Raw genomic sequence first — 19,017 nt, 5'->3', positions numbered from 1 at the left:
TTCTTGAAGTTACCCAGCAGCATTGAAGGCACGGCCGAGACAGGCGGGCGTGTTCAGGCGCACGCGAGTCCGGTCGCTGGAAATCGCCACCAGCACGAGGATGGTGGCAAGGTAAGGCAGCATCGATACGAATTGCGAGGGAATGGCGATCCCGAAGCCCTGGATGTGGAGCTGCAGGATCGTGATCCCGCCGAACAGATAGGCGCCGAGCAGCAGGCGCGCTGGCCGCCAGGCGGCGAACACCACGAGGGCGAGGGCAATCCAGCCGCGGCCCGCGGTCATGTTCTCCGCCCACATCGGCGTATAGGCGAGCGAGAAATAGGCCCCGGCAATGCCGCACATGGCGCCGCCGAACAGGGTCGCGAGGTAGCGCACCTTGATGACGCCGTAGCCGATCGCATGGGCCGCGTCGTGGGAATCGCCGACTGCGCGGAGCACGAGGCCGGCATGGCTCTTCCGCAGGAACCAGGAGACGCCGATCAGCGCCGCGAAGGAGAAATAGACCAGCGCATCCTGGTGGAAGAGGATCGGGCCCAGGACCGGCAAAGTGGAGAGGCCCGGAATGTCGAGCTTCGGGAGCGGTCCCTGCAGCGGCTGGCCGACATAGCCGGCACCGATCAAGGCCGAAAGGCCGATGCCGAAAATCGTCAATGCGAGACCGGTCGCGACCTGGTTGGTGAGGAGGGTCAAGGTCAGAATGGCGAAGATCAGCGCCATGGCCGCGCCGGCCAGCGCCGCGGCGAAGACGCCCAGAACGGCACTGCCGGAGCCCAAGGTGACCGCAAAGCCGATCACGGCCCCCACCAGCATCATCCCCTCCACGCCGAGGTTGAGCACGCCGGACTTCTCCGTCACGAGCTCCCCGGTCGCGGCCAGCAGCAGCGGCGTCGAGGCGGCGATCACCGAGACGGCGACCGAGGTCAGATCAATCCCGTTCATGCGGCGCCTGCCGCCGGCGCGCGCTGCACGAAACTGATGCGGTAATGCACCAGGAGATCGGCGCCGAGCAGGAAGAACAGCAGCACACCCTGATAGATGCCGGTGATCGCCTTCGGGAGGCCGAGCGCGATCTGCGCCTGCTCGCCGCCGAGATAGGAGAGCGCGAGCACTATGCCGCCCAGCAGCACGCCGACCGGGTTGAGCCGCCCGAGGAAAGCGACGATGATCGCGGTGAAGCCATAGCCCGGCGAGATCGAAGGCGTCAGCTGGCCGATCGGTCCCGCCACTTCGAAGACTCCGGCCAGGCCCGCGAGCGCGCCGCCCAGCAACAACGCGAACCAGGTCAGGCCCTCGCCGCTGAAGCCCGCATAGGCCGCCGCGCGCGGCGCCTGGCCCAGCACACGGAGCTGGAAGCCTAGCAAGGTCTTGGCATGGATCAGCCAGCAGACCCCGACCGCGATCACCGCCGCGAGCACGCCGAGATGCACGCGGGTGCCGGAGATCAGGATCGGCATGGTGGCGCCTTCGCCGAACAGCCGGGTCTGCGGGAAGCCGTAGCCCTCGGGATCCTTCCAGGGGCCGACCACCAGATAGATCAGCAGCAGTTGCGCGACATAGGTCAGCATCAGGCTGGTCAGGATCTCGCTGGCATTGAAGCGGGTCTTCAGCAGTGCGGGGATCGCGGCCCAGAGCGCGCCGCCCAGGGCGCCGCCGAGGATCATCGCCGGCAGGATCCAGAAGCCGGTATCGTCGCCGGCCCAGAGTCCGATGCCGCCCCCGAAGATGGCGCCGAGGATCAGCTGCCCTTCGGCGCCGATGTTCCAGACATTGGCGCGGAAACCGATCGCCAGGCCGACGCCGATCAGCACCAGGGGCGCCGCCTTGACCCCGAGTTCGGCAACGCCGTTGACGCTGGAGACCGGCGCCACGACGAAAGTGTAGAGCGCGGCACCCGCCGGCTGGCCCATGGCGGCGAACAGCACGGTGGAGACGATCAAGGTCAGGGCGATCGCCAGGACCGGCGACAGCCAGGTCCAGAGCGGCGAGTGACGGCCGCGCGCCTCAAGCCGAAACGGCATGGCGCCTCTCTTGCGGCTGCGTTGCGATACCGCCCATCAGCAGGCCCAGCTCGGCGACAGTCACCTCACCCACGGCGCGCGGGGCCGAAAGGCGGCCGTTGGCGATGACCGCGATGTGGTCCGCCATCTCCATCAGCTCGTCGAGGTCCTGGGAGATCACGACGACCGCAGCGCCCTGGCCGGCAAGATCGAGCAAGGCCTGGCGGATCGACACGGCAGCCCCGGCATCGACGCCCCAGGTCGGCTGAGCCACGACCAGGACGCCCGGCTGCTGCATGATCTCGCGGCCGACGATGAAGCGCTGCAGGTTGCCGCCGGACAGCGAACGCGCTTCCGCCGCCGGTCCGTCGCTCCGCACCGCGAAGCCTTTGATGATCTCCGCGGCGAAGCGCATGGTGCTGCCCATATCGACCAGCCCGCCGCGCACCAGCCCCTTGGTGCGATAGGCGGAGAGCAGCGCATTCTCGCCCAGGGTCATGTCCTTGACCGCGCCATGGCCGTGCCGCTCTTCCGGCACGAAGCCGGCACCGCGCTGGCGCCGCTCCGCAGGCCCCAGCAGGCCCACGGGCTTGCTGTCGAGGATGATCGCCTCGGCGCGGTTGGCCGGCGTCTCGCCGGAGAGTGCGGCCATCAGCTCGGTCTGGCCGTTGCCGGCGATGCCGGCGATGCCCAGCACCTCGCCCGCCGAAACGGTGAAAGAGATCTGGTCGAGATCGACCCCGAAAGCCCGGTCGCTCTTCACCGAGAGATGATCGACCTCCAGGCGCGGGGGCGATGTCTCCGCGGAATCTTCCTGCAGATGATAGGGCGGGCGCAAGGTGGTGCCGATCATCAGCTCGGCGAGATGCTTCGCCGTCTCCTGGCGCGGGTCGCACTCGGCGACCACCTTGCCTTGGCGCAGGATGGTGGCGCGCTCGCACAAGCTCCGGATCTCTTCCAGCTTGTGGCTGATATAGAGGATCGCGCAGCCCTCCGATGCAAGCCGGCGCAAGGTCATGAACAGCCGCTCGATCTCCTGCGGCGTCAGCACCGAGGTGGGCTCGTCCATGATCAGCAGCTTCGGGTTCTGCAGCAGGCAGCGCACGATCTCCACGCGCTGGCGCTCGCCGACCGAGAGGTGCAGCACCGTGGCGTCGGGATCGAGCTTCAGGCCGTAGTCATCGGAGACCTTGGCGATCCGCTCGCGCAGGCCCTTGCGCTGCTGCTTGTCGTTCAAGCCCAGCGCGATGTTCTCGGCGACGGTCAGCGCCTCGAACACCGAGAAATGCTGGAACACCATGCCGATGCCGAGCACGCGGGCCGCGGCGGGATTGGCGATCGAGACCCGCGCACCGTTCCAGCGGATCTCGCCGGCATCGGGGTGCAGCACGCCGTAGATGATCTTCACCAGGGTGGATTTACCGGCGCCGTTCTCGCCGAGCAGCGCGTGAATCTCTCCGGGCTGGATCGCGAGGCTGATGCCGTCATTGGCGACGGTCATCGGGAAGCGCTTGGAGATACCGTCCAGAGCCAGCAGCGGGATATCCCCCCGTCCACCCGGCGCTCCATCTCCGATTTTCTGCGTCATCCCTGGCCCGACTCGTTCCGTCCGTTTGGACAGGGGCTTTGTTTAGGGGATTTCCCGAGAGGGTGCAGCAGGATTCCCGGCCGGAAACGCTGCGAAGCGCAGATTTGACAAGCTTCGCGGCGCCGCCTAGGGTTATGCCATGACTTATCCACAGCCGAAGCTCGGGATTGCGCGAATTATCGGCCGGACGCTCTGAGCAGCGTCCGGGTCGTCCGGTATTTCCCAATCACCTTGAGCTTCGGAGTTTCTTGAAAATGTCTGCCCTTGAAAGCCTGCCGCGTCACCCGAGCGGCCGGAATCCCGTTCCGACCTTCTGCCTCACCGTGCGGGCGGTGGCCGATCCCGGAACCCTGCCCCGCCTGCTCGAAGTCTTCGCCAAGCGCGGCATGGTGCCGGCGAAGCTGTTCAGCGTCGCCACCGGCGCCGACGAGCTGACCGTGGATCTGCAGGTCACCGGCCTCGACGCCGATCTCGGCGCGGTCATCGCCAACCAGCTCAGGAGCCAGGTCGGCATCGAGACCGTGCTGACCAGCGTGAAAACGGAAGGCTAGGCCAGCCGCGCCATCACCGCATCGAGCGTCTGCAGGAGAAAGTCGCAATCTCTCTTCGCGATCACCAGCGGCGGCTTGATCTTCAGGACGTTGCGATGCGGGCCTTCGCTGCTCAGGAGGATGCCCTCCGCCTTCACCGCTTCGATGATCGCTTTCAGCTCAGTGTCTGCGGGTTCGAGTGTCTCGCGGTCGCGCACCAGTTCGACGCCGATGAAGAGGCCGAGGCCACGGACATCGCCGATCAAGGCGTGGCGCTCGGCCAGTTTGGTGAGGCCGTCGCGAAGGTAGCGACCCATCGCCTCCGCATGGGGCATCAGGCGTTCGTCCCTGATGATGTCGAGCACCGCGAGGCCCGCCGCGGCGGAGACCGGGTTGCCGCCGAAGCTGTTGAAGTAGCCCATGCCGCTGGCGAAGGCGGCGGCGATCTCCGGCCGGCAGGCGACGGCGCCGATCGGATGGCCGTTGCCGATCGGCTTGCCCAGGGTGACGATGTCCGGGACCACGCCTTGGGTCTCGAAGGCCCAGAAATGCGAGCCGGCCCGGCCGAAGCCGGTCTGCACCTCGTCGATGATGCAGACGCCGCCGGCGGCGCGGATCTCCTCGCAGGCGGCCTTGAGATAGCCGTCCGGCAAGACCAGCTGCCCGCCGCTGCCGAGGATCGGCTCAACGAAGAAGGCGGCAAGGCGGCGGTTGAGGCCGCTCATGTCGCGAAGCAAGGTCGCGATCTTCTCCGCATAGCGCGCACCGGCCTCGGCATCGCCGTACCGGAACCGGCCGCGATAGAGATCCGGCATCTCGGTCACCCAGACATGGCGCGGACGCCCTGTCCCGCCCTTACCGTCGAATTTTCGGGGGCTGATTTCGATCAGCGACGAGAGATTGCCGTGATAGGCGTGGTCCAGCACCATCACGTCGGTGCCGCCGGTATGGGCCTTGGCCAACCGAAGCGCCAGATCGTTGGCCTCGCTGCCGGAATTGACCAGGAAGACGGTCGAGAGTTCCGGCGGCAGCAGACGCGTCAGCCGCCGGGTGTATTCGACCAGGTTGTCGTGCAGATAGCGCGTGTTGGTGTTGAGCCGCGCGGCCTGCTGCGCAATGGCTTCGACCACGCGCGGATGGGCGTGGCCGACTTGGCAGACGTTGTTGACCATGTCGAGATAGCGGCGGCCGTCCTGGGCGATCAGATAAGCGCCCTCGCCCTGCACGATCTTCAGCGGCGTATCGTAGGACAAGGTGAGCGCCGGGCTGGTCGTCTGCCGGCGCAGGCGCAGCAATGACTCCGGATCGCGCGCGACGATCGCCGCGGTCTCGATGCGCAGGCCGAGGATGCCGTTGGGATTGGGGAAGATGCTCTCCCAGAGATCCCACGCGCTGCGGAGCGAGAGGCCGATGATCGCCTCCGCCCGGTCGAAGCAGAGCGCGGTCATCAGCTGCATATGCAGATGCGGCGGCCAGTTGCCGTTCTCCTCCGGCAGGCCGAGCCTGCCCAGGGCGTCGCCCTGCGCGACCACCGCGCCGGTGGTCCGATCGGCGAGACTTCCCGGCGCGAGATGGCCGTAGAAGGTCCAAAAGCGGTGCGGCGTGCCGGCTTCATGCTCCAGCACGATGATGCCGCCGAAGCCGTCGCTGCTGGTGTCGTTGCCGATCATGGCGATCCGGCCGGGCAGCGGCGCCAACACCGGGGTGCCGGCCGGCGCATAGATATCGATCGCGTGGTGGATCGTGCGCCGCTCCGCCCCGGTCTGCGCATCGTAGATCGACCGGTCCTCGCCATAGCGGCCGACCGCAGTGCCTTCGATACCGGCCAAGGCGGCATGCAGCGCTGCTCGGAAAGGACGGCCGCGCGTGTCATCGCGATCGGCGCCCAGCGGCAGCAGCGCCAGGTTCTCGAGCGAACCCGGCAGGACCGGCCCGAAGCCGCCGCCCTGCTTCAGGATCCAGTTCTCGATCGCGCGGCGCTCCGGCACCGGCTCATGGCCGGCGGCGCGGCGGAGGCGCGCGGTGGCGAGAGCGCGGTTCTGCGCCCGCATCGCGGTCAGCACGGCCCAGGTCTCTTCCGGCTGCGCGCGGGATTGCCGCGCCGCCAGCGCCATGCCCACCGCATAGCGGGTGAGGATGAGATCGAATAGCACGTCCGCCTCGACCGCGCCGATCGGGTTCTCGACGCAATAGGCCTCGACCAGCGGCAGGATCGCGGCAATCGGGTCGTCGGCGCCGATCGCGACCGTGGCGGCGGCGACCGCAAGCTCGTTCACCCGCCAGGTCTCGACCATCGCGCCGAAATCGAGCAGGCCGGAGACCTCGCCCGCAGGATCGAGCAGGATGTTGCGGTCATTGGCATCGCCATGGATCACCTGCCGCGGCAGGTTGCTCAGGCGCGGCGCCACCTCGAGCAGGAAGCGGTGCAGGATTTCCTGCGCGGCCGCGCGGCGTTCCGGCGCAGCGATCAGCGCCGCATCGTCGCGCCGCGCCGCGGCGTTGGCGAAATCCCAGGCATGCGGCTGCGTCGCCGCCGGATGATGGAAGGCGGCAAGGCTGCGATCGAGCCGCGCCAGCAGCCGGCCGAGCGCAGCCGCGGCCTGGGGTCCGCGCTGCGGCGCCTCGGCCCAGACGGTGCCGTCGAGCCAGGTGGTCAGCCGCAGGCGGCGCTCAAGCCCGGCCGTATCCCGGACGACCACGAGCGGGGTCCCGCCCCGGCCGAGAAACAACCGCGGCAGCGGCAGCGCCGGCGCATGTTGCTCGAGATGATGCAGGGCCGCGGCCTGGAGCTCGGCCCGCGGGTCCGACCCCGGCGGATGGATGGTGAAGAGACTGCGGCTGCCATCGGCGGCCGTGACCTTGAAGTTGCGATCGTGCGCGCCGGGCAGCGGCTCCAGCTTTCCGCGCAAGCCGAATGCATCGGCAAGCCAGCGTTCAGCTTCCTTGGCTTCCTCTGTCGCGCGCGAGTCTTCGGCCCCCAGCATCATGCCGGTCAGATTACAAGCAAGGCGGCCGCGAGCACAATTCGGGTAACGCCGCGTAACCCCGCGCGAGCCGGGTTGCGCTGGGTTACCAAGGCCCAGCGCGCAGCTCTTCCCGTTCCATTCGTGCGTCCCAAGGTAGCTGCTATCGGATCGCGCGATGGTGCGCCCTCCGATCACCTGAAGGAGTCTGATCATGAAGATCCGTACCGTGCTGCTGGCGGTTGCCGCTGCGTCCAGCCTTTCCACCGCCGCCTTCGCCGCCGCCAATCCGCACGACACCAATCACCCGAGCAACCGCGAGCAGATGCTCGCAAGCTGCTCGGCGCTGGAGAGCCAGTATGACGGCATCGTCGGCGGCAAGCTCCACGCGCCGAAAACCGACAAGGCCGCCGGCCTGCATGCCCAGGGCGTCAGCGCCTGCGATTCCAACAACAGCGACATCGGCGTGATGAAGCTGGAGCGGGCGGTTCGCATCCTCGGCGCCCGGCCGGTGGCCTGATCGGCCACGACAGGAAAATGATCAAAGGGTAACGCCGCGTAACTGAGGCAGCGCCGCGTCAACATCGGTTGCAGAAGGCGGCCTTGCCGACATTCCGGCGTTACCCTGTGGTGGCCTGATGCGGCATCCGACCCGCGCAACATCCGTGCAACCGGGATCCGGATTCGACAGAAACTTGAGGAGCAGAGCTATGATCATCCGCACCAGCATTGCGGCCGGACTGGCCGCCATCCTGCTTTCCAGCGCGGCCCTGGCCAATTCCACGGCCACGACCCCGACCGCCAAGGCGAAACCGACCGAGCAGAGCCAGAAGCTCGCCGATCGCTGCGCGTCCCTGGAAGCGCAGTTCGACCAGGCGATCACCAGCCATGGCAATGCCACCAAGGCCGCGACCGCCAAGTCGCTGCGCAGCAAGGGCGGCTCGCTCTGCAGCGCCAACCAGCAGGCGAGCGGCATCAAGCATCTGCAGCAGGCGCTGAAGGACCTGGGCGTGAAGCCCAACGCCTGACCGCCCGCGCATGACGGACGTGCCGGGCGCGCTTCCCTCCCCGCCCGGCGCGTCCGGCGCGTTCTACCGGCCGCGCCGCAGCGGCTTCAGGAACTCGAACCAGGCCACCGACCCGGCGCCGATCCCGAGCGCCAGGAGCAGCAGGCCGGGCTCCGGCGCTTCGAAGTGGAAAAGGCGCTCCAGCATCGGCACATAGAGCACCATGCCCAGCGCCACGGCCGCCGCGGCGACCACTGCAAAGAGCGCGGGGTTCGGCCGCAGGAAGCCGCGGAACGGCGCACTGCCCCAGGCGCGGTTGACGAGAACGAGAAAGACATTTGCCGCGATCAAGGCGGTAAAGGCGAGGCCGCGCGCGGCGTCCTCGGACATTCCTTGTCCGAGCGACCAGGCGTAGAGCGCCAGGATTGAAAGCAAAGCCGCCGCGCCCTGCACGACGCCCCAGAGCAGGCCGCGCCGGGCGAGGATCGGCTCGTCGCGGCGGCGCGGCGGGCGGCGCATCGAGTCACGTTCCGCCGGTTCGGCTTCCAGCACGATCGAGCAGATCGGGTCGATCAGCATCTCCAGGAACACGACATGGGCCGGGAACAGCAGCAAGGGCCAGCCGAAGGCGAGCGGCAGCAGCGCCAACCCGGCGATCGGCACATGGACCGCGACGATGAACACCATCGCCTTGCGCAGGTTGTCAAAGATGCGCCGGCCCTGCGCGACCGCCGCGACCAGGGCCGCGAAATTGTCGTCGAGCAGCACCACCGAGGCGGCTTCGCGCGCCACATCGGAGCCGCGGCCGCCCATGGCGACGCCGATATGCGCGGCCTTGAGTGCCGGCGCGTCATTCACCCCGTCCCCGGTCATGGCGACGACGTCGCCCCGCGCCTTGAAGGCCTCGACCAGCCGCAGCTTCTGCTCCGGCAGGATGCGGGCGAAGATCCGCGTGCCCGCGATCCGTTCGGCGAGGGCGCGGTCGTCGAGTTGCGCGAGCTCCGGGCCGGTCAGGACATGATCGGCGCGCTCCAGCCCGGCTTGCCGGCCGATTGCGGTGGCGGTCGCCGCGAAGTCGCCGGTGATCATGGCGACGGCGATGCCGGCCTCGCGGCATTCGGCGATCGCGACCGCGGCGTCGGCCCGCAGCGGATCGGCGAGGCCGACCAGGCCGACGAAGGCGAAATCGAGATCATGCTGCAGGCTCGGCAAGGTCCCTTGCAGGGTATGGCCGCGGGCGACCGCGATCACGCGCAAGCCGCGCCCCGCCATGGCGCGGACGGCATCATCGACGGTCCGCCGCTCCGCCTCGGGCAAGTGGCAGAGATCGACGATCGCCTCCGGCGCACCCTTGGCAGCGAGCACGTAGCCGTCGCTCGGATCCACGGGATCGGCGTCCCAGACCCGGGTCATCGCCAGGAAGCCCGGCTGCAGCTCGTATTCCCGCACCATCGCCCAGGCCGGGTGCAGGTGCTCGGTGCCGCCGAGCGTGCCCTGGCCCAGGCGCTGCATCGCGAGCTCCATCGGGTCGAAGGGATGGCGCTTGCTGGCCAGGATCGCGAACTCGGCGACGCCGTGGAACGGCTCCGGCAGCGCGGTCGCGCCCGGCGCCACGTCGTGGAAGCCGCCCTCTGCATAGAGGCAGGCGACGGTCATCCGGTTCTCGGTGAGCGTGCCGGTCTTGTCGACGCAGAGAATGGAGGCAGCGCCCAGGCTCTCGATCGCCGCGGCGCGCCGGGTCAGCACCTTCTGCCGCGAGAGCCGCAAGGCGCCCAGCGCCAGGAAGACCGTGAGCACCATCGGAAATTCTTCCGGCAGCATCGACATGGCGACGGTGAGGCCGGCGAGAATCCCTTCCAGCCAGCCGCCGCGCAGCGCCGTGTAGAGCAGGAAGACCAGCGCGCTCACGCCGATGCCGAAGACCGCGAAGCGCTGCACCAGGCGCGCCGTCGCCTGCTGGATCAGGGTCGGCTCCGGTGCCAGGGTCGCCAGCCGCACACCGATCTTGCCGATCTCCGATCGCGCGCCGGTGGCGACGACTTCGGCCAGGCCCTGCCCCTTCACCACCAGGGTTCCGGAATAGACGAAGGGCAGATCATCGCCGCCGGGCGGCACCGCCGCTTCGGTCTCGGACCCGGCCTGCTTGCGCACCGGCACCGATTCACCGGTCAGCAGCGATTCGTCGATCTGCAGGTCGCGGCAGGCAATCAGCCGCCCATCGGCGGGGACGCGGTCGCCTTCGGCAAGGATGACGAGGTCGCCCGGCACCACCTCGCGGCCGGCGATGCGCTGCTCGCGACCGTCGCGGATCACCAGGGCGCGCGGGCTGGAGAGATCGCGCAGCGATTCCAGGACGCGCTCGGTGCGCCATTCCTGTCCCGCCACCAGGCCGAGATTGATGATGGCGAAGCCGCCGAGCAGCAGGCCCTCGCCGAGATCGCCGAGCAGCAGATAGAGGCCGGCCGCGACGACCAGCATCAGAAACATCGGCTCACGCAGCACTTCGAGGACCAGGCGCGCGAGATTGCGATGGTCGGGATCGGCCAGCGCGTTGGGCCCGAAGCGGCGCAGCCGTTCCGCTGCCTCCGCGGCAGTCAGGCCGGCGGGAGTCTCGCCGCTCGCCATCAGTCCTTCTTCGGCAGGCGATCGAGGATGGGGTCGATCAGCCCCGGCGACAGGATGCCGATGAACCAGGCGAGACAGGCCATCGGCCAGGGAAAGGCGATCCGCGGCCGGTTCTTCTCGAGCCCGCGCCGGACGATCCGGGCGGCGCGATCAGCCTCCATCAGGAACGGCATCGGAAACTTGTTGCCGGCCGTCATCTGGCTCTTGATGAAGCCCGGCATGATCACGCTGACACCCACGTTCTTCTTGCGGAGATTGCCGCGCAAAGATTCGCCCCAGACCCGCACCGCCGCCTTGGAGGCGCCATAGGCCGGCGCGCCCGGCAGCCCGCGATAGGCCGCGAGCGAGGCCATGAGGCCGATCTGGCCACGGCGCCGCGCGCGCATCCCCGGCAGCGCCGGAAAGACGGTGTTCAGCACGCCGCCGATGTTGGTGTCGAAGATGGCGCGGGTCTTCTCGTATTTCTCCATTCCCCTGAGTGTCCCACCCGACACGCCGGCATTGGCGATCACCAGGTCGAGCGGGACTTTCTTGTCCGCAGCCGTGATCCATTCCTCCATCTGCGCGCGGTTGACGACATCGACCGCGGTGGCCTCGACCGTGGCGCCGCGCTTGCGGCAGGCTTCCGAGACGGCGGCGAGGCGTTCGATCGAGCGGCCGCCCAGGAACAGCGTCACGCCGGGCGCCGCGAATTCCTCGGCGATCGCGGCGCCGATGCCGGAACTGGCACCTGTGATCAGGATCGATTGGAATTGCGTCACGGGAGCCCTCGCTTGCCTTCAGTCGTCGCTTTGGCGAAGATAGCCGCCGCACGGGTAAGGGGGAACATCGTTTGTCGATCGCCAGCATGACCGGCTTCGCGCGCGCCGAGGGCGCGCTGGGCGATTTCGGCTGGACCTGGGAATTGAAGAGCGTCAACGGCCGCAATCTCGATGTGCGCTGCCGCTTCCCCTCCGGTTACGAGCATCTCGACGGCTTCATCCGGGCCCGCGCCGCGGAAACGGTGAAGCGCGGCAACCTGGCCGTCACCCTGACCATCGATGACGCCGCCTCGCAGGGCCGGCTCACCGTCAACCGCGCGGCCCTGGAGCAGATCATGGGCGTGATCGCCGAGTTCGGCGGCAAGATCTCCGCCGAGCCGCCGCGCCTCGACGGCATCCTCGCGTTGAAGGGCGTACTCGACGTCGCGCTGCCGCAGATCGACGAGGCGGAAGCCGCCAAGCGCAGCGAGGCCCTGCAGCGCGGCTTCGGCAAGGCGATCGACGGCCTTTCCGAAATGCGCAAGGTCGAAGGCAAGCGGCTGGCCGACCTGGCCGGCGCGCATCTCGGCGAAATCGAGCGGCTGTGCCAGGCGGCGGCGGCCAGCGCCGGCGCCCAGCCGCTGGCGATCCGGCAGAAGCTGGAGAAGCAGTTCGCCGAGCTGCTGCAGGGCCTCACTCCCTTGAACGAAGAGCGCTTGGCGCAGGAGGCGGCGGTGCTGGCCGGCAAGGCGGACGTGCGCGAGGAGCTGGACCGGCTGACCGCGCATATCGCCGCGGCGCGCGAGCTGATCGCCAAGGGCGGCGCGGTCGGGCGCAAGCTCGATTTCCTCTGCCAGGAGTTCAACCGCGAGGCCAACACGCTCTGCTCCAAGAGCGCCGATATCGGCCTCACCGGCATCGGGATCGACCTGAAGGCGGCGATCGAGCAGCTGCGCGAGCAGATCCAGAATATCGAGTAAGAGGATTTCGCGACCATGAGCAAGCCGGCCGGATCATCCGGTTTCATCGAGGTCAAGCGGCGCGGGCTGATGCTGGTCCTCTCCTCGCCTTCGGGGGCGGGCAAGACCACGATCTCCCGGAAGCTGCTGGGCCTCGAGCCCAACCTCACCATGTCGGTCTCGGCAACCACGCGGCAGAAGCGGCCCGGCGAGACCGCGGGCGTGGACTATCATTTCGTCGATCCGACCGCGTTCGGCCTGATGGTCAACCGCGGCGAGCTCTTGGAGCATGCCAAGGTCTTCGACAACTACTACGGCACGCCGAAGACCCCGGTCTTCGAGGCGCTCCGCGCCGGCAAGGACGTGCTGTTCGATATCGATTGGCAGGGCACGCAGCAGGTGGCGCAGAACGCGCGCGACGACCTGGTCAGCGTCTTCATCCTGCCGCCCTCGACCCGCGAGCTGGAACAGCGCCTGAAGGCGCGCGCCCAGGACAGCGCCGAGGTGGTCGCCGGCCGCATGGCCAAGGCCGCCGACGAGATGAGCCACTGGGCGGAATACGACTATATCGTGGTCAACCACAACATCGAGGAAAGCGTCACCCAGGTGCGCGCCATCCTCACCGCCGAGCGCTTGAAGCGCCAGCGGCAGGTCGGCCTGCCCGAGTTCGTGAAGGGCCTGCGCGAGGGGCAGTAACCCCTTAAGGCCACTGGATCGGCGGTACTTTGGCGAGCTTGAACGGGCCCCAGGCGAGATAGCCACCCTGGATGGTGAGGCCGGTCGCGACCTCCTTGTAGCCATCCTTGGTGTCGCGCTCGGCGCCCTTGACGAAGAGCTTCATCTTCAGCGCGTCCTCGGGGTAGATCCGGCGCTGGCTGGCCAGCAGGTCGAGGGTCTCGCTCAAGCCCCGCGCCTTCAGATTGGCGGCGACGATCGGCTGCAGAGTCTCGTCGAGCGCCACGGTTGCGGAGCCGGACACCGAGAGTGTCGCTTGCGCCGCGGCGAAATCCGTCACTTCGACCGTGCCGCCGGCATCGCGCCAGGAAGCCAGCGCTTCGCGCAAGGGCGCCGGGGGTAGCCGCCCTTTGACCGTACCGGCGACCCGCGCTTCGCCGAGCGGATCGGCGGTCAGCAGGACCGTCCCTTCCGGCAGCTTGAGATTCATGGCGCTCGCGGCGAATTGCAGCAGCGGGTCACTTTCGGTCTTGGGCGGCGGCCCTGCCTTGAGCGATGCCTCGCCGGATGCCGCGGCGACGGTCCGGCCGTCCGGCAGCGCACCCTTCAGATCGGCGAACCGCGTCGCCAGCGCGGAGACCTGCCCGAAGCCATCGAGGCCGAGGCGGAGCGTGAGATCCTTCGCATCCACCGTCGCCGACCCGACACCAAGGTCTAAGCTGTGATGGCCAGGCCCGGAGAAGGACATCGCGTACAGATTTATGGGCGAAACGCTGCCCACCACATCCGGTCCGCGCCAATCGAAGCCCTGCCCGGCGAACGCGCCGGCGATATGCGGATTTCGGAAGGTGGTTCGGAAGGCGAGCGGAAAGCCGCTGATCGGCGTGCGCTCGAACTCGACGGTGAAACCGCGCTGGCGCTGGAAGGTGACCCAGTGGTCGATGCCCTTGTCGAATTGTGCGGCGACAAAGAACCAGTAGGCCGTGTAGCCGCCGGCGAGGACGGCCACGACCGCGATCGCTGCAAGAATCTTTGCCCGATGGGTCATGTTCTCTGCGGAATCAGGCGGCGGCTACTTTTACCATCGAGGAGACCGGCATGCGGTCCTTGTTGAGCCGCCGCTCGACCCAGTTCAGCACGCGGGTCAGGATGAAGACCAGGCAGAAATAGACGATGCCGGCGCCGATCAGCGTATCGTAGACGCGATAAGTGTCCACCCGGATCGTGGTCGCAGTGCCCATTACCTCATAGACGGTGACCAGCGAGGCGAGCACGGTCGCCTTCAGTAGCAGGATGGTCTCGGAGCTCATCGCCGGCAGGCAGATGCGCACGGCCCGCGGCAGGGTGACGCGGAAGAACACCTGGCGGCGATTCATGCCAAAGGCGCGCGCCGCCTCGATCTCTCCGTGCGGCACGGCCAGGATCGCGCCACGCAGGATCTCGCCGGTATAGCCGGCCGTATTGATGCTGAAGGCGAAGAGCGCGTACCAGATGCCGTCGCGCAGGAAGGGGTAACCGCGCATCATCCAGCCGGGGATAAGCTGGCCAAGGCCGTAATAGACGAAGTAGAGCTGAATGAGCAGCGGCGTGCCGCGCATGGTGAAGATGAAGGCCCGTGCCGGCAAGGACAGCAGCGGGTTCGGTGACAGCCGGGCCAACGCCACCGGAACCGCCAGCAGGTTGCCGATCAGCGATGAGCCGAAAGTCAGGAACAAGGTCAGCGGCACCGCCCAGAGCAACTGCGGCATCACGACGGTGAACATGTAGACGGGATCGAATTTCATCGGCGCCCTCCCGTCACGCGCGCCGGACGCCGCGATTGGCGCGCTTCTCGAGCCGGGAGAATATAAACATCGAGACTCCGGAGATGACCATGAAGACGACGGCGGTGGAGCCGAAGAAGAACATGAAATGCTTGGTCGAATTGGCTGCACTGCGGCCGACCGACATGATGTCGGGGACCTGCGCGACGACACTGACCAGTGCACTGTCCTTGGTGATGTTGAGCCACTGATTGCCGAGCCCAGGAATGGCGTAGCGGATCATCTGTGGAAAAAGGATTCGCGCGAAGCGCTTGGGCGCATGCATGCCGAAAGCCTTGGCAGCCTCGATCTGGCCTTTCGGCACAGACTGGATGCCGCCGCGCAGCACGTCCGTCAGATAGGCGCCGTAGATCAGGCCGAGAGCGGCGATCACCGCCGAGAACGGATCGATATCCAGGCTTTCCACGAGACCCAGTCCGACGAGAAGGCTCTCGAGCGCCCGCGTACCGGCATAGAAAATGAGAAAGAGAAGAAGCAGTTCGGGGAGCGACCGGACGACCGTCGTGTAGACCTCGCCGGCGCGATTGAGAGCCTTGATGTGACAAAGTTTCGACCAGGCGCCGAGCAGTCCGATCGAAGCCGCGATCGAATAGCTGACTGTGGAAATGAACAGCGTGGTGGCCGCGCCCCGTACGAACTCGTCGCCATAGCCCTTCGCGCCCCAGGACAGCAAAGCGAACAAGGATCCCGAGTCAGCGGCCATCAGCCGTTCCCATCTATAGCTGCCCCCCGACAGGCGGCCGGTTTCACCGGCTCATTGGTTATTGGGATGGTAGACCCGGTCTCCGTGGACGGCAACCGGCGAATACCAAAAGCAAAGCCGCCCGGTCATGAGACCGGGCGGCTGGCAAGACGTCCTGCTTACTGAAGGTCGGTCGGCTCGCGCAGCTTGCCGACCAGCCCGTACTTCTCCTCGAGCTTCTTATAGGTGCCGTTCTTGTAGACTTCGGCGATCGCGGCGTTGAGCTTGTTGAGCATCTCCGCGTCGTCCTTGCGGACGGCGGCGCCGACACCCGCACCCATGATCGGATCATCCGGCACGTCAGCCTTCTTCTCGTAGTCCTTGCCGGCGTCGGTCATCAGGAACGGCTCGATGGTGAGGTAGCTTTCCTGAACGTAGTCGACGCGGCCGGCGCCGAGATCGGCCAGCGCGGTGTCGAGACCGTCATAGGTCTTGATTTCCGCGGTCTTGCCGAAGCGCGCCTGCAGGAACTTCGAGTGGATGGTCGCGTTCTGCGCACCGAACACCTTGCCCTTGACCGAGTCCGGGTTGTCGAAGTCGATCTTGGTGCTGTCCGACTTCGGGCCGACGATCACGGTCTGCGTGTCGTAGTAGAAGTGCGTGAAATTGACCTGCTGCTTGCGGTCGTCATTAATGGTCATCGAGGCGAAGATGAAGTCGATCTTGCCTTCCTGCAGCGCCGGGATGATTCCGTCCCAGGCCGTCGGGAAGAGTTCGCACTTAATCTTGGCGGCTTCGCAGACCGCGAGGCCGAGCTCGACTTCCCATCCGGTCCAGTTGCCGGCCGTGTCCTTGGTGGCGAACGGCGGGTAGTCGGTCTGGTCCATGCCCAGCTTGTAAACCTTGTCCTGGGCCTGCGCGGAAAATGCAGTCAGCGCCAGGAAGGCGCCTGCAAGCAGGCTCCCTACGATGGTCTTCTTCATATCTGTCCCTCTTCGCATTTCGGCCGATGAGCGGCCAAGCTCCCTGCGCCGCCCGCAGCCGGACATTGAGCGTCCGGCCTTTCGGGCCGCCAGAAGGCCACACTAGCATAGCGGTTTCCGGCTTGGGTAGCCGGGAGTGCCGCTGGGAAGCCGCTTATCGATTTCGTGAAGGGCGGCAGATCGCGGGAATCGGCCCTTATCCGGTCAACGGTCAGACAGGAACTTGGCCAGCCGGTCCATGGCCAGGCCGATTCGCTCCGGGCTCTGGGCATAGCAGAGCCGGACATATTGCTCGCCCCCGGCGCCGAAAGCGGTGCCGGGCGCGAGGCCGACGCGACCGTCCACCACCAGGCGTTTGCAGAAGTCGGTGGCGTCACCCATGTCCTCGACCCGCAGCATCAGATAGAAGGCGGCCTCGGCGGGGATGACCTGGACCCGGTTCATCTGCGCCACCCGCTTCATCACCACGTCGCGGCTCTGGCGGCAGCGGTCGATCATCCATTTCACCCATTCCTCGCCCTGCTCCAGGGCGACCACACAGGCGCGCTGGGTGAAAGTCTGGCCGCCGGAGGTGTTGTATTCGATCAGCATCTCGAGCTTATGCGTGATCGCCTGCGGGGCGACGATCCAGCCCACCCGCCAGCCGGTCATCGCCCAGGTCTTGGAGAAGCTGTTGACCACGAAGACCGGATCGTCAGGGCCGGCGATCTCCAGGAAGGACGGCGCCACGCTGCGGCCGTCGTAGATCAGGCGGCCATAGACCTCGTCGGCGATGATCGCGATCCGCTTCTGCCTCGCGAAGTCCAGCAGCGCGCGGCGCTGGTCTTCCGGCATCACCCAGCCGGTCGGGTTGCCCGGCGAGGCGAGATAGATCGCCTTGGTGCGCGCGTCGCAGGCGGCGAACAGCTTCTCCATGTCGAGATGCCAGCCCTTCTCGTCGCCGGTCAGCGCCACCTGGCGCGGCTCCGCGCCCATCACCTGGATCGCAGCGAAGATGTTGGGCCAAGACGGCGAGATGCAGACCGCATTGTCACCGGCGCCGCAGAGCGTCTGCACGATCAGCACCATCGCGTTCATGCCGCTCGAGGTGACGATGATCCGCTGGTCGGAGACGTCGATGTTCCAGTGGCGCTTGTAATAGGCCGAGAGGCCCTGGCGCAGTTCCGGAATGCCGCCCTTATAGGTGTAAAACGTCTCGCCGGCATTGAGCGACTGCGCAGCGGCGTCGCAGATGAAGCGCGTGGTCGGGAGATCGCCCTCGCCCACCCAGAGCCCGATCACGTCGGGCACGGTGAAGCCCATCTTCCAGACCTCGACGATCCCGGAATCCGGCAGGGTCTTGATCTCCGGACGCACTTGAAATTGCAGCGCGTCGGAACGGGGCGCGGTGTTCATTGGGCAGGGCCTTTCTGGAGTTGCGGCGCGGCAGCCGGAGCCCGGCGCCGCAGCAACAGGATGAGATTGCCGGAGAGTACCAGCACGACGCCGGCCACCGCCAGCGGGGTCCAGTGGTGGTCCTCGACCACGGTCGAGATCGACAGCGCCACCAGCGGGAACAGCACCGAGGAGAAGGCGGCGCGGCCGGCGCCGATCCGCTGCACCAAGGTGAGATATGTCCCGAAGCCGATCACCGAGGCGAAGACCGCGAGCAGGACCAGCGACACCGAATATTCCGTGCGGGGGTCGTAGTTGAAGCTGGCGCCCTGGACCAGCGCGACGACGGCGCAGAACAGCGCGCCGTAGGTCATGCCCCAGGTATTCGCCTGCACCACCGGCACGCTCACGTTCTTCAGCTTCACCGAGAGCACGTTGCCGAGCGAGGCGAGATAGGTGGCGATCATCGAGAGGGCGAAGCCGATCACCGGCGAGGAGCCGAGGCCCTTCTCCATGAACTCCGGCAGGAAGACCAGCACCAGGCCGGCGAGGCTGATCAGGCTGGGCAGGATGACGTTGCGGTCGACCGGTTCGCCGACGAAGAAAGCGGCGTTGAACACGTTCATCAGCGGGATGGTCGAGAAGCAGAGCGCCAGCAGCCCGCTCACCACATGGAAGCCGGCGTAATAGAAGAGGATGTAGTTGCCGCAGAACAGGCAGAGCGCCTGCAGCGCCATCCAGACATGACTTCGCGCCGGAAAGCGCAGGGTCCGGCGCGTGACGGTGCAGAACAGCCAGAGGATCGCCGCGGCCAGGGCAAAGCGATAGGTGAGCGACACCGTCGGCGCGACCACGCCGAGCTGCACCTTGATCCCGTACCAGGAGCTGCCCCAGATCGCGACGGTGATGAGGTAAAGTACCCAGACTGGGATCCCTCTGGCGGGCATCCGCTTCCCCTGCTCTTCCCACTTGTTTTGCGGCAAAGCTAAAGAAGGCCATACAGCCGGGCAATGCGCTCCGGCGCATGCCGGTCATGCGGGCCGAGAAGAGCGGACGCGCCAACTGGCTTCC

Annotated in this window: 17 protein-coding genes; 5 read left to right on the top strand and 12 right to left on the bottom strand. The window is 67.2% G+C overall.

Going from position 1 to position 19,017, the window contains the following annotated elements; translation table 11 throughout:
* Positions 1–9: 9 nt before the first annotated feature.
* From ACH2CY_RS08180 to ACH2CY_RS08170, 3 genes are read right to left on the bottom strand one after another with little or no spacing between them, the layout of a single operon-like run.
* A complete protein-coding gene (locus ACH2CY_RS08180) occupies positions 10–939 on the bottom strand; it encodes an ABC transporter permease (protein ID WP_395018018.1) in 930 nt (309 codons plus the stop codon).
* On the bottom strand, positions 936–2,018 hold the full coding sequence (locus tag ACH2CY_RS08175; RefSeq protein ID WP_395018015.1) for an ABC transporter permease: 1,083 nt from the start codon (positions 2,016–2,018) through the stop codon (positions 936–938). The genes ACH2CY_RS08180 and ACH2CY_RS08175 overlap by 4 nt, the downstream gene beginning before the upstream one ends.
* Positions 2,002–3,585: an ABC transporter ATP-binding protein gene (locus ACH2CY_RS08170; RefSeq protein ID WP_395018014.1), complete on the bottom strand. Its 1,584-nt coding sequence runs from the start codon at positions 3,583–3,585 to the stop codon at positions 2,002–2,004. The genes ACH2CY_RS08175 and ACH2CY_RS08170 overlap by 17 nt, the downstream gene beginning before the upstream one ends.
* A gap of 254 nt (positions 3,586–3,839) precedes the next feature.
* Between ACH2CY_RS08170 and ACH2CY_RS08165 the strand changes: the two genes are divergently transcribed.
* Positions 3,840–4,136 (top strand): hypothetical protein, encoded by a 297-nt coding sequence (locus tag ACH2CY_RS08165; protein WP_395018011.1) that lies wholly within the window; start codon positions 3,840–3,842, stop codon positions 4,134–4,136.
* Here the strand turns inward: ACH2CY_RS08165 and ACH2CY_RS08160 are convergent.
* Positions 4,133–7,102 carry an aminotransferase class III-fold pyridoxal phosphate-dependent enzyme gene (locus ACH2CY_RS08160; RefSeq protein ID WP_395018010.1) on the bottom strand — a complete coding sequence of 990 codons (2,970 nt, stop codon included), beginning with the start codon at positions 7,100–7,102 and terminating at the stop codon, positions 4,133–4,135. The genes ACH2CY_RS08165 and ACH2CY_RS08160 overlap by 4 nt on opposite strands.
* Positions 7,103–7,292: 190 nt before the next feature.
* Between ACH2CY_RS08160 and ACH2CY_RS08155 the strand changes: the two genes are divergently transcribed.
* Both ACH2CY_RS08155 and ACH2CY_RS08150 read left to right on the top strand, forming a co-directional pair.
* The gene (locus ACH2CY_RS08155; RefSeq protein ID WP_395018008.1) at positions 7,293–7,598 is read left to right on the top strand and encodes a hypothetical protein; all 306 of its coding nucleotides are present in this window, start codon (positions 7,293–7,295) and stop codon (positions 7,596–7,598) included.
* Between the two features lie 190 nt (positions 7,599–7,788).
* Complete coding sequence (locus tag ACH2CY_RS08150) at positions 7,789–8,106, top strand: hypothetical protein (RefSeq protein ID WP_395018007.1); 318 nt, start codon at positions 7,789–7,791, stop codon at positions 8,104–8,106.
* Between the two features lie 63 nt (positions 8,107–8,169).
* Here ACH2CY_RS08150 and ACH2CY_RS08145 read toward each other — a convergent pair whose 3' ends face one another.
* Positions 8,170–10,710, bottom strand: coding sequence for a cation-translocating P-type ATPase (locus ACH2CY_RS08145; protein ID WP_395018006.1), 2,541 nt, complete (start codon positions 10,708–10,710; stop codon positions 8,170–8,172).
* A complete protein-coding gene (locus tag ACH2CY_RS08140) occupies positions 10,710–11,471 on the bottom strand; it encodes an SDR family NAD(P)-dependent oxidoreductase (protein WP_395018005.1) in 762 nt (253 codons plus the stop codon). Before ACH2CY_RS08140 ends, ACH2CY_RS08145 begins: the two co-directional genes overlap by 1 nt.
* A gap of 71 nt (positions 11,472–11,542) precedes the next feature.
* On the opposite strand from ACH2CY_RS08140, the gene ACH2CY_RS08135 reads away from it, so the two are divergent.
* Positions 11,543–12,430 carry a YicC/YloC family endoribonuclease gene (locus ACH2CY_RS08135; protein ID WP_395018004.1) on the top strand — a complete coding sequence of 296 codons (888 nt, stop codon included), beginning with the start codon at positions 11,543–11,545 and terminating at the stop codon, positions 12,428–12,430.
* Positions 12,431–12,445: 15 nt separating this feature from the next.
* Positions 12,446–13,105 (top strand): guanylate kinase, encoded by a 660-nt coding sequence (gmk, locus tag ACH2CY_RS08130; protein ID WP_395018002.1) that lies wholly within the window; start codon positions 12,446–12,448, stop codon positions 13,103–13,105.
* Positions 13,106–13,109: 4 nt separating this feature from the next.
* On the opposite strand, the gene ACH2CY_RS08125 is transcribed toward gmk, so the two are convergent.
* The 6 genes from ACH2CY_RS08125 to ACH2CY_RS08100 all read right to left on the bottom strand — a co-directional run bounded on the left by ACH2CY_RS08125 (position 13,110) and on the right by ACH2CY_RS08100 (position 18,893).
* Complete coding sequence (locus ACH2CY_RS08125) at positions 13,110–14,132, bottom strand: DUF2125 domain-containing protein (protein WP_395018000.1); 1,023 nt, start codon at positions 14,130–14,132, stop codon at positions 13,110–13,112.
* Between the two features lie 13 nt (positions 14,133–14,145).
* A complete protein-coding gene (locus tag ACH2CY_RS08120; RefSeq protein WP_395017999.1) occupies positions 14,146–14,868 on the bottom strand; it encodes an ABC transporter permease in 723 nt (240 codons plus the stop codon).
* 13 nt (positions 14,869–14,881) lie between these two features.
* Positions 14,882–15,580, bottom strand: a complete 699-nt coding sequence (locus ACH2CY_RS08115) for an ABC transporter permease (RefSeq protein ID WP_395017997.1) — start codon at positions 15,578–15,580, stop codon at positions 14,882–14,884.
* A 188-nt stretch (positions 15,581–15,768) separates the two neighbouring features.
* A complete protein-coding gene (locus ACH2CY_RS08110) occupies positions 15,769–16,572 on the bottom strand; it encodes a transporter substrate-binding domain-containing protein (protein WP_395017995.1) in 804 nt (267 codons plus the stop codon).
* 204 nt (positions 16,573–16,776) lie between these two features.
* Complete coding sequence (locus tag ACH2CY_RS08105; RefSeq protein WP_395017994.1) at positions 16,777–17,967, bottom strand: pyridoxal phosphate-dependent aminotransferase; 1,191 nt, start codon at positions 17,965–17,967, stop codon at positions 16,777–16,779.
* On the bottom strand, positions 17,964–18,893 hold the full coding sequence (locus ACH2CY_RS08100; protein WP_395017992.1) for a DMT family transporter: 930 nt from the start codon (positions 18,891–18,893) through the stop codon (positions 17,964–17,966). Before ACH2CY_RS08100 ends, ACH2CY_RS08105 begins: the two co-directional genes overlap by 4 nt.
* Positions 18,894–19,017 lie beyond the last annotated feature (124 nt).

The sequence above is a fragment of the Dongia sp. genome (assembly GCF_041905885.1).
Taxonomy (GTDB): Bacteria; Pseudomonadota; Alphaproteobacteria; order Dongiales; family Dongiaceae; genus Dongia.
Note: the sequence above shows the minus strand (reverse complement) of the source record. Positions and strands in the feature narration are given on the sequence as shown.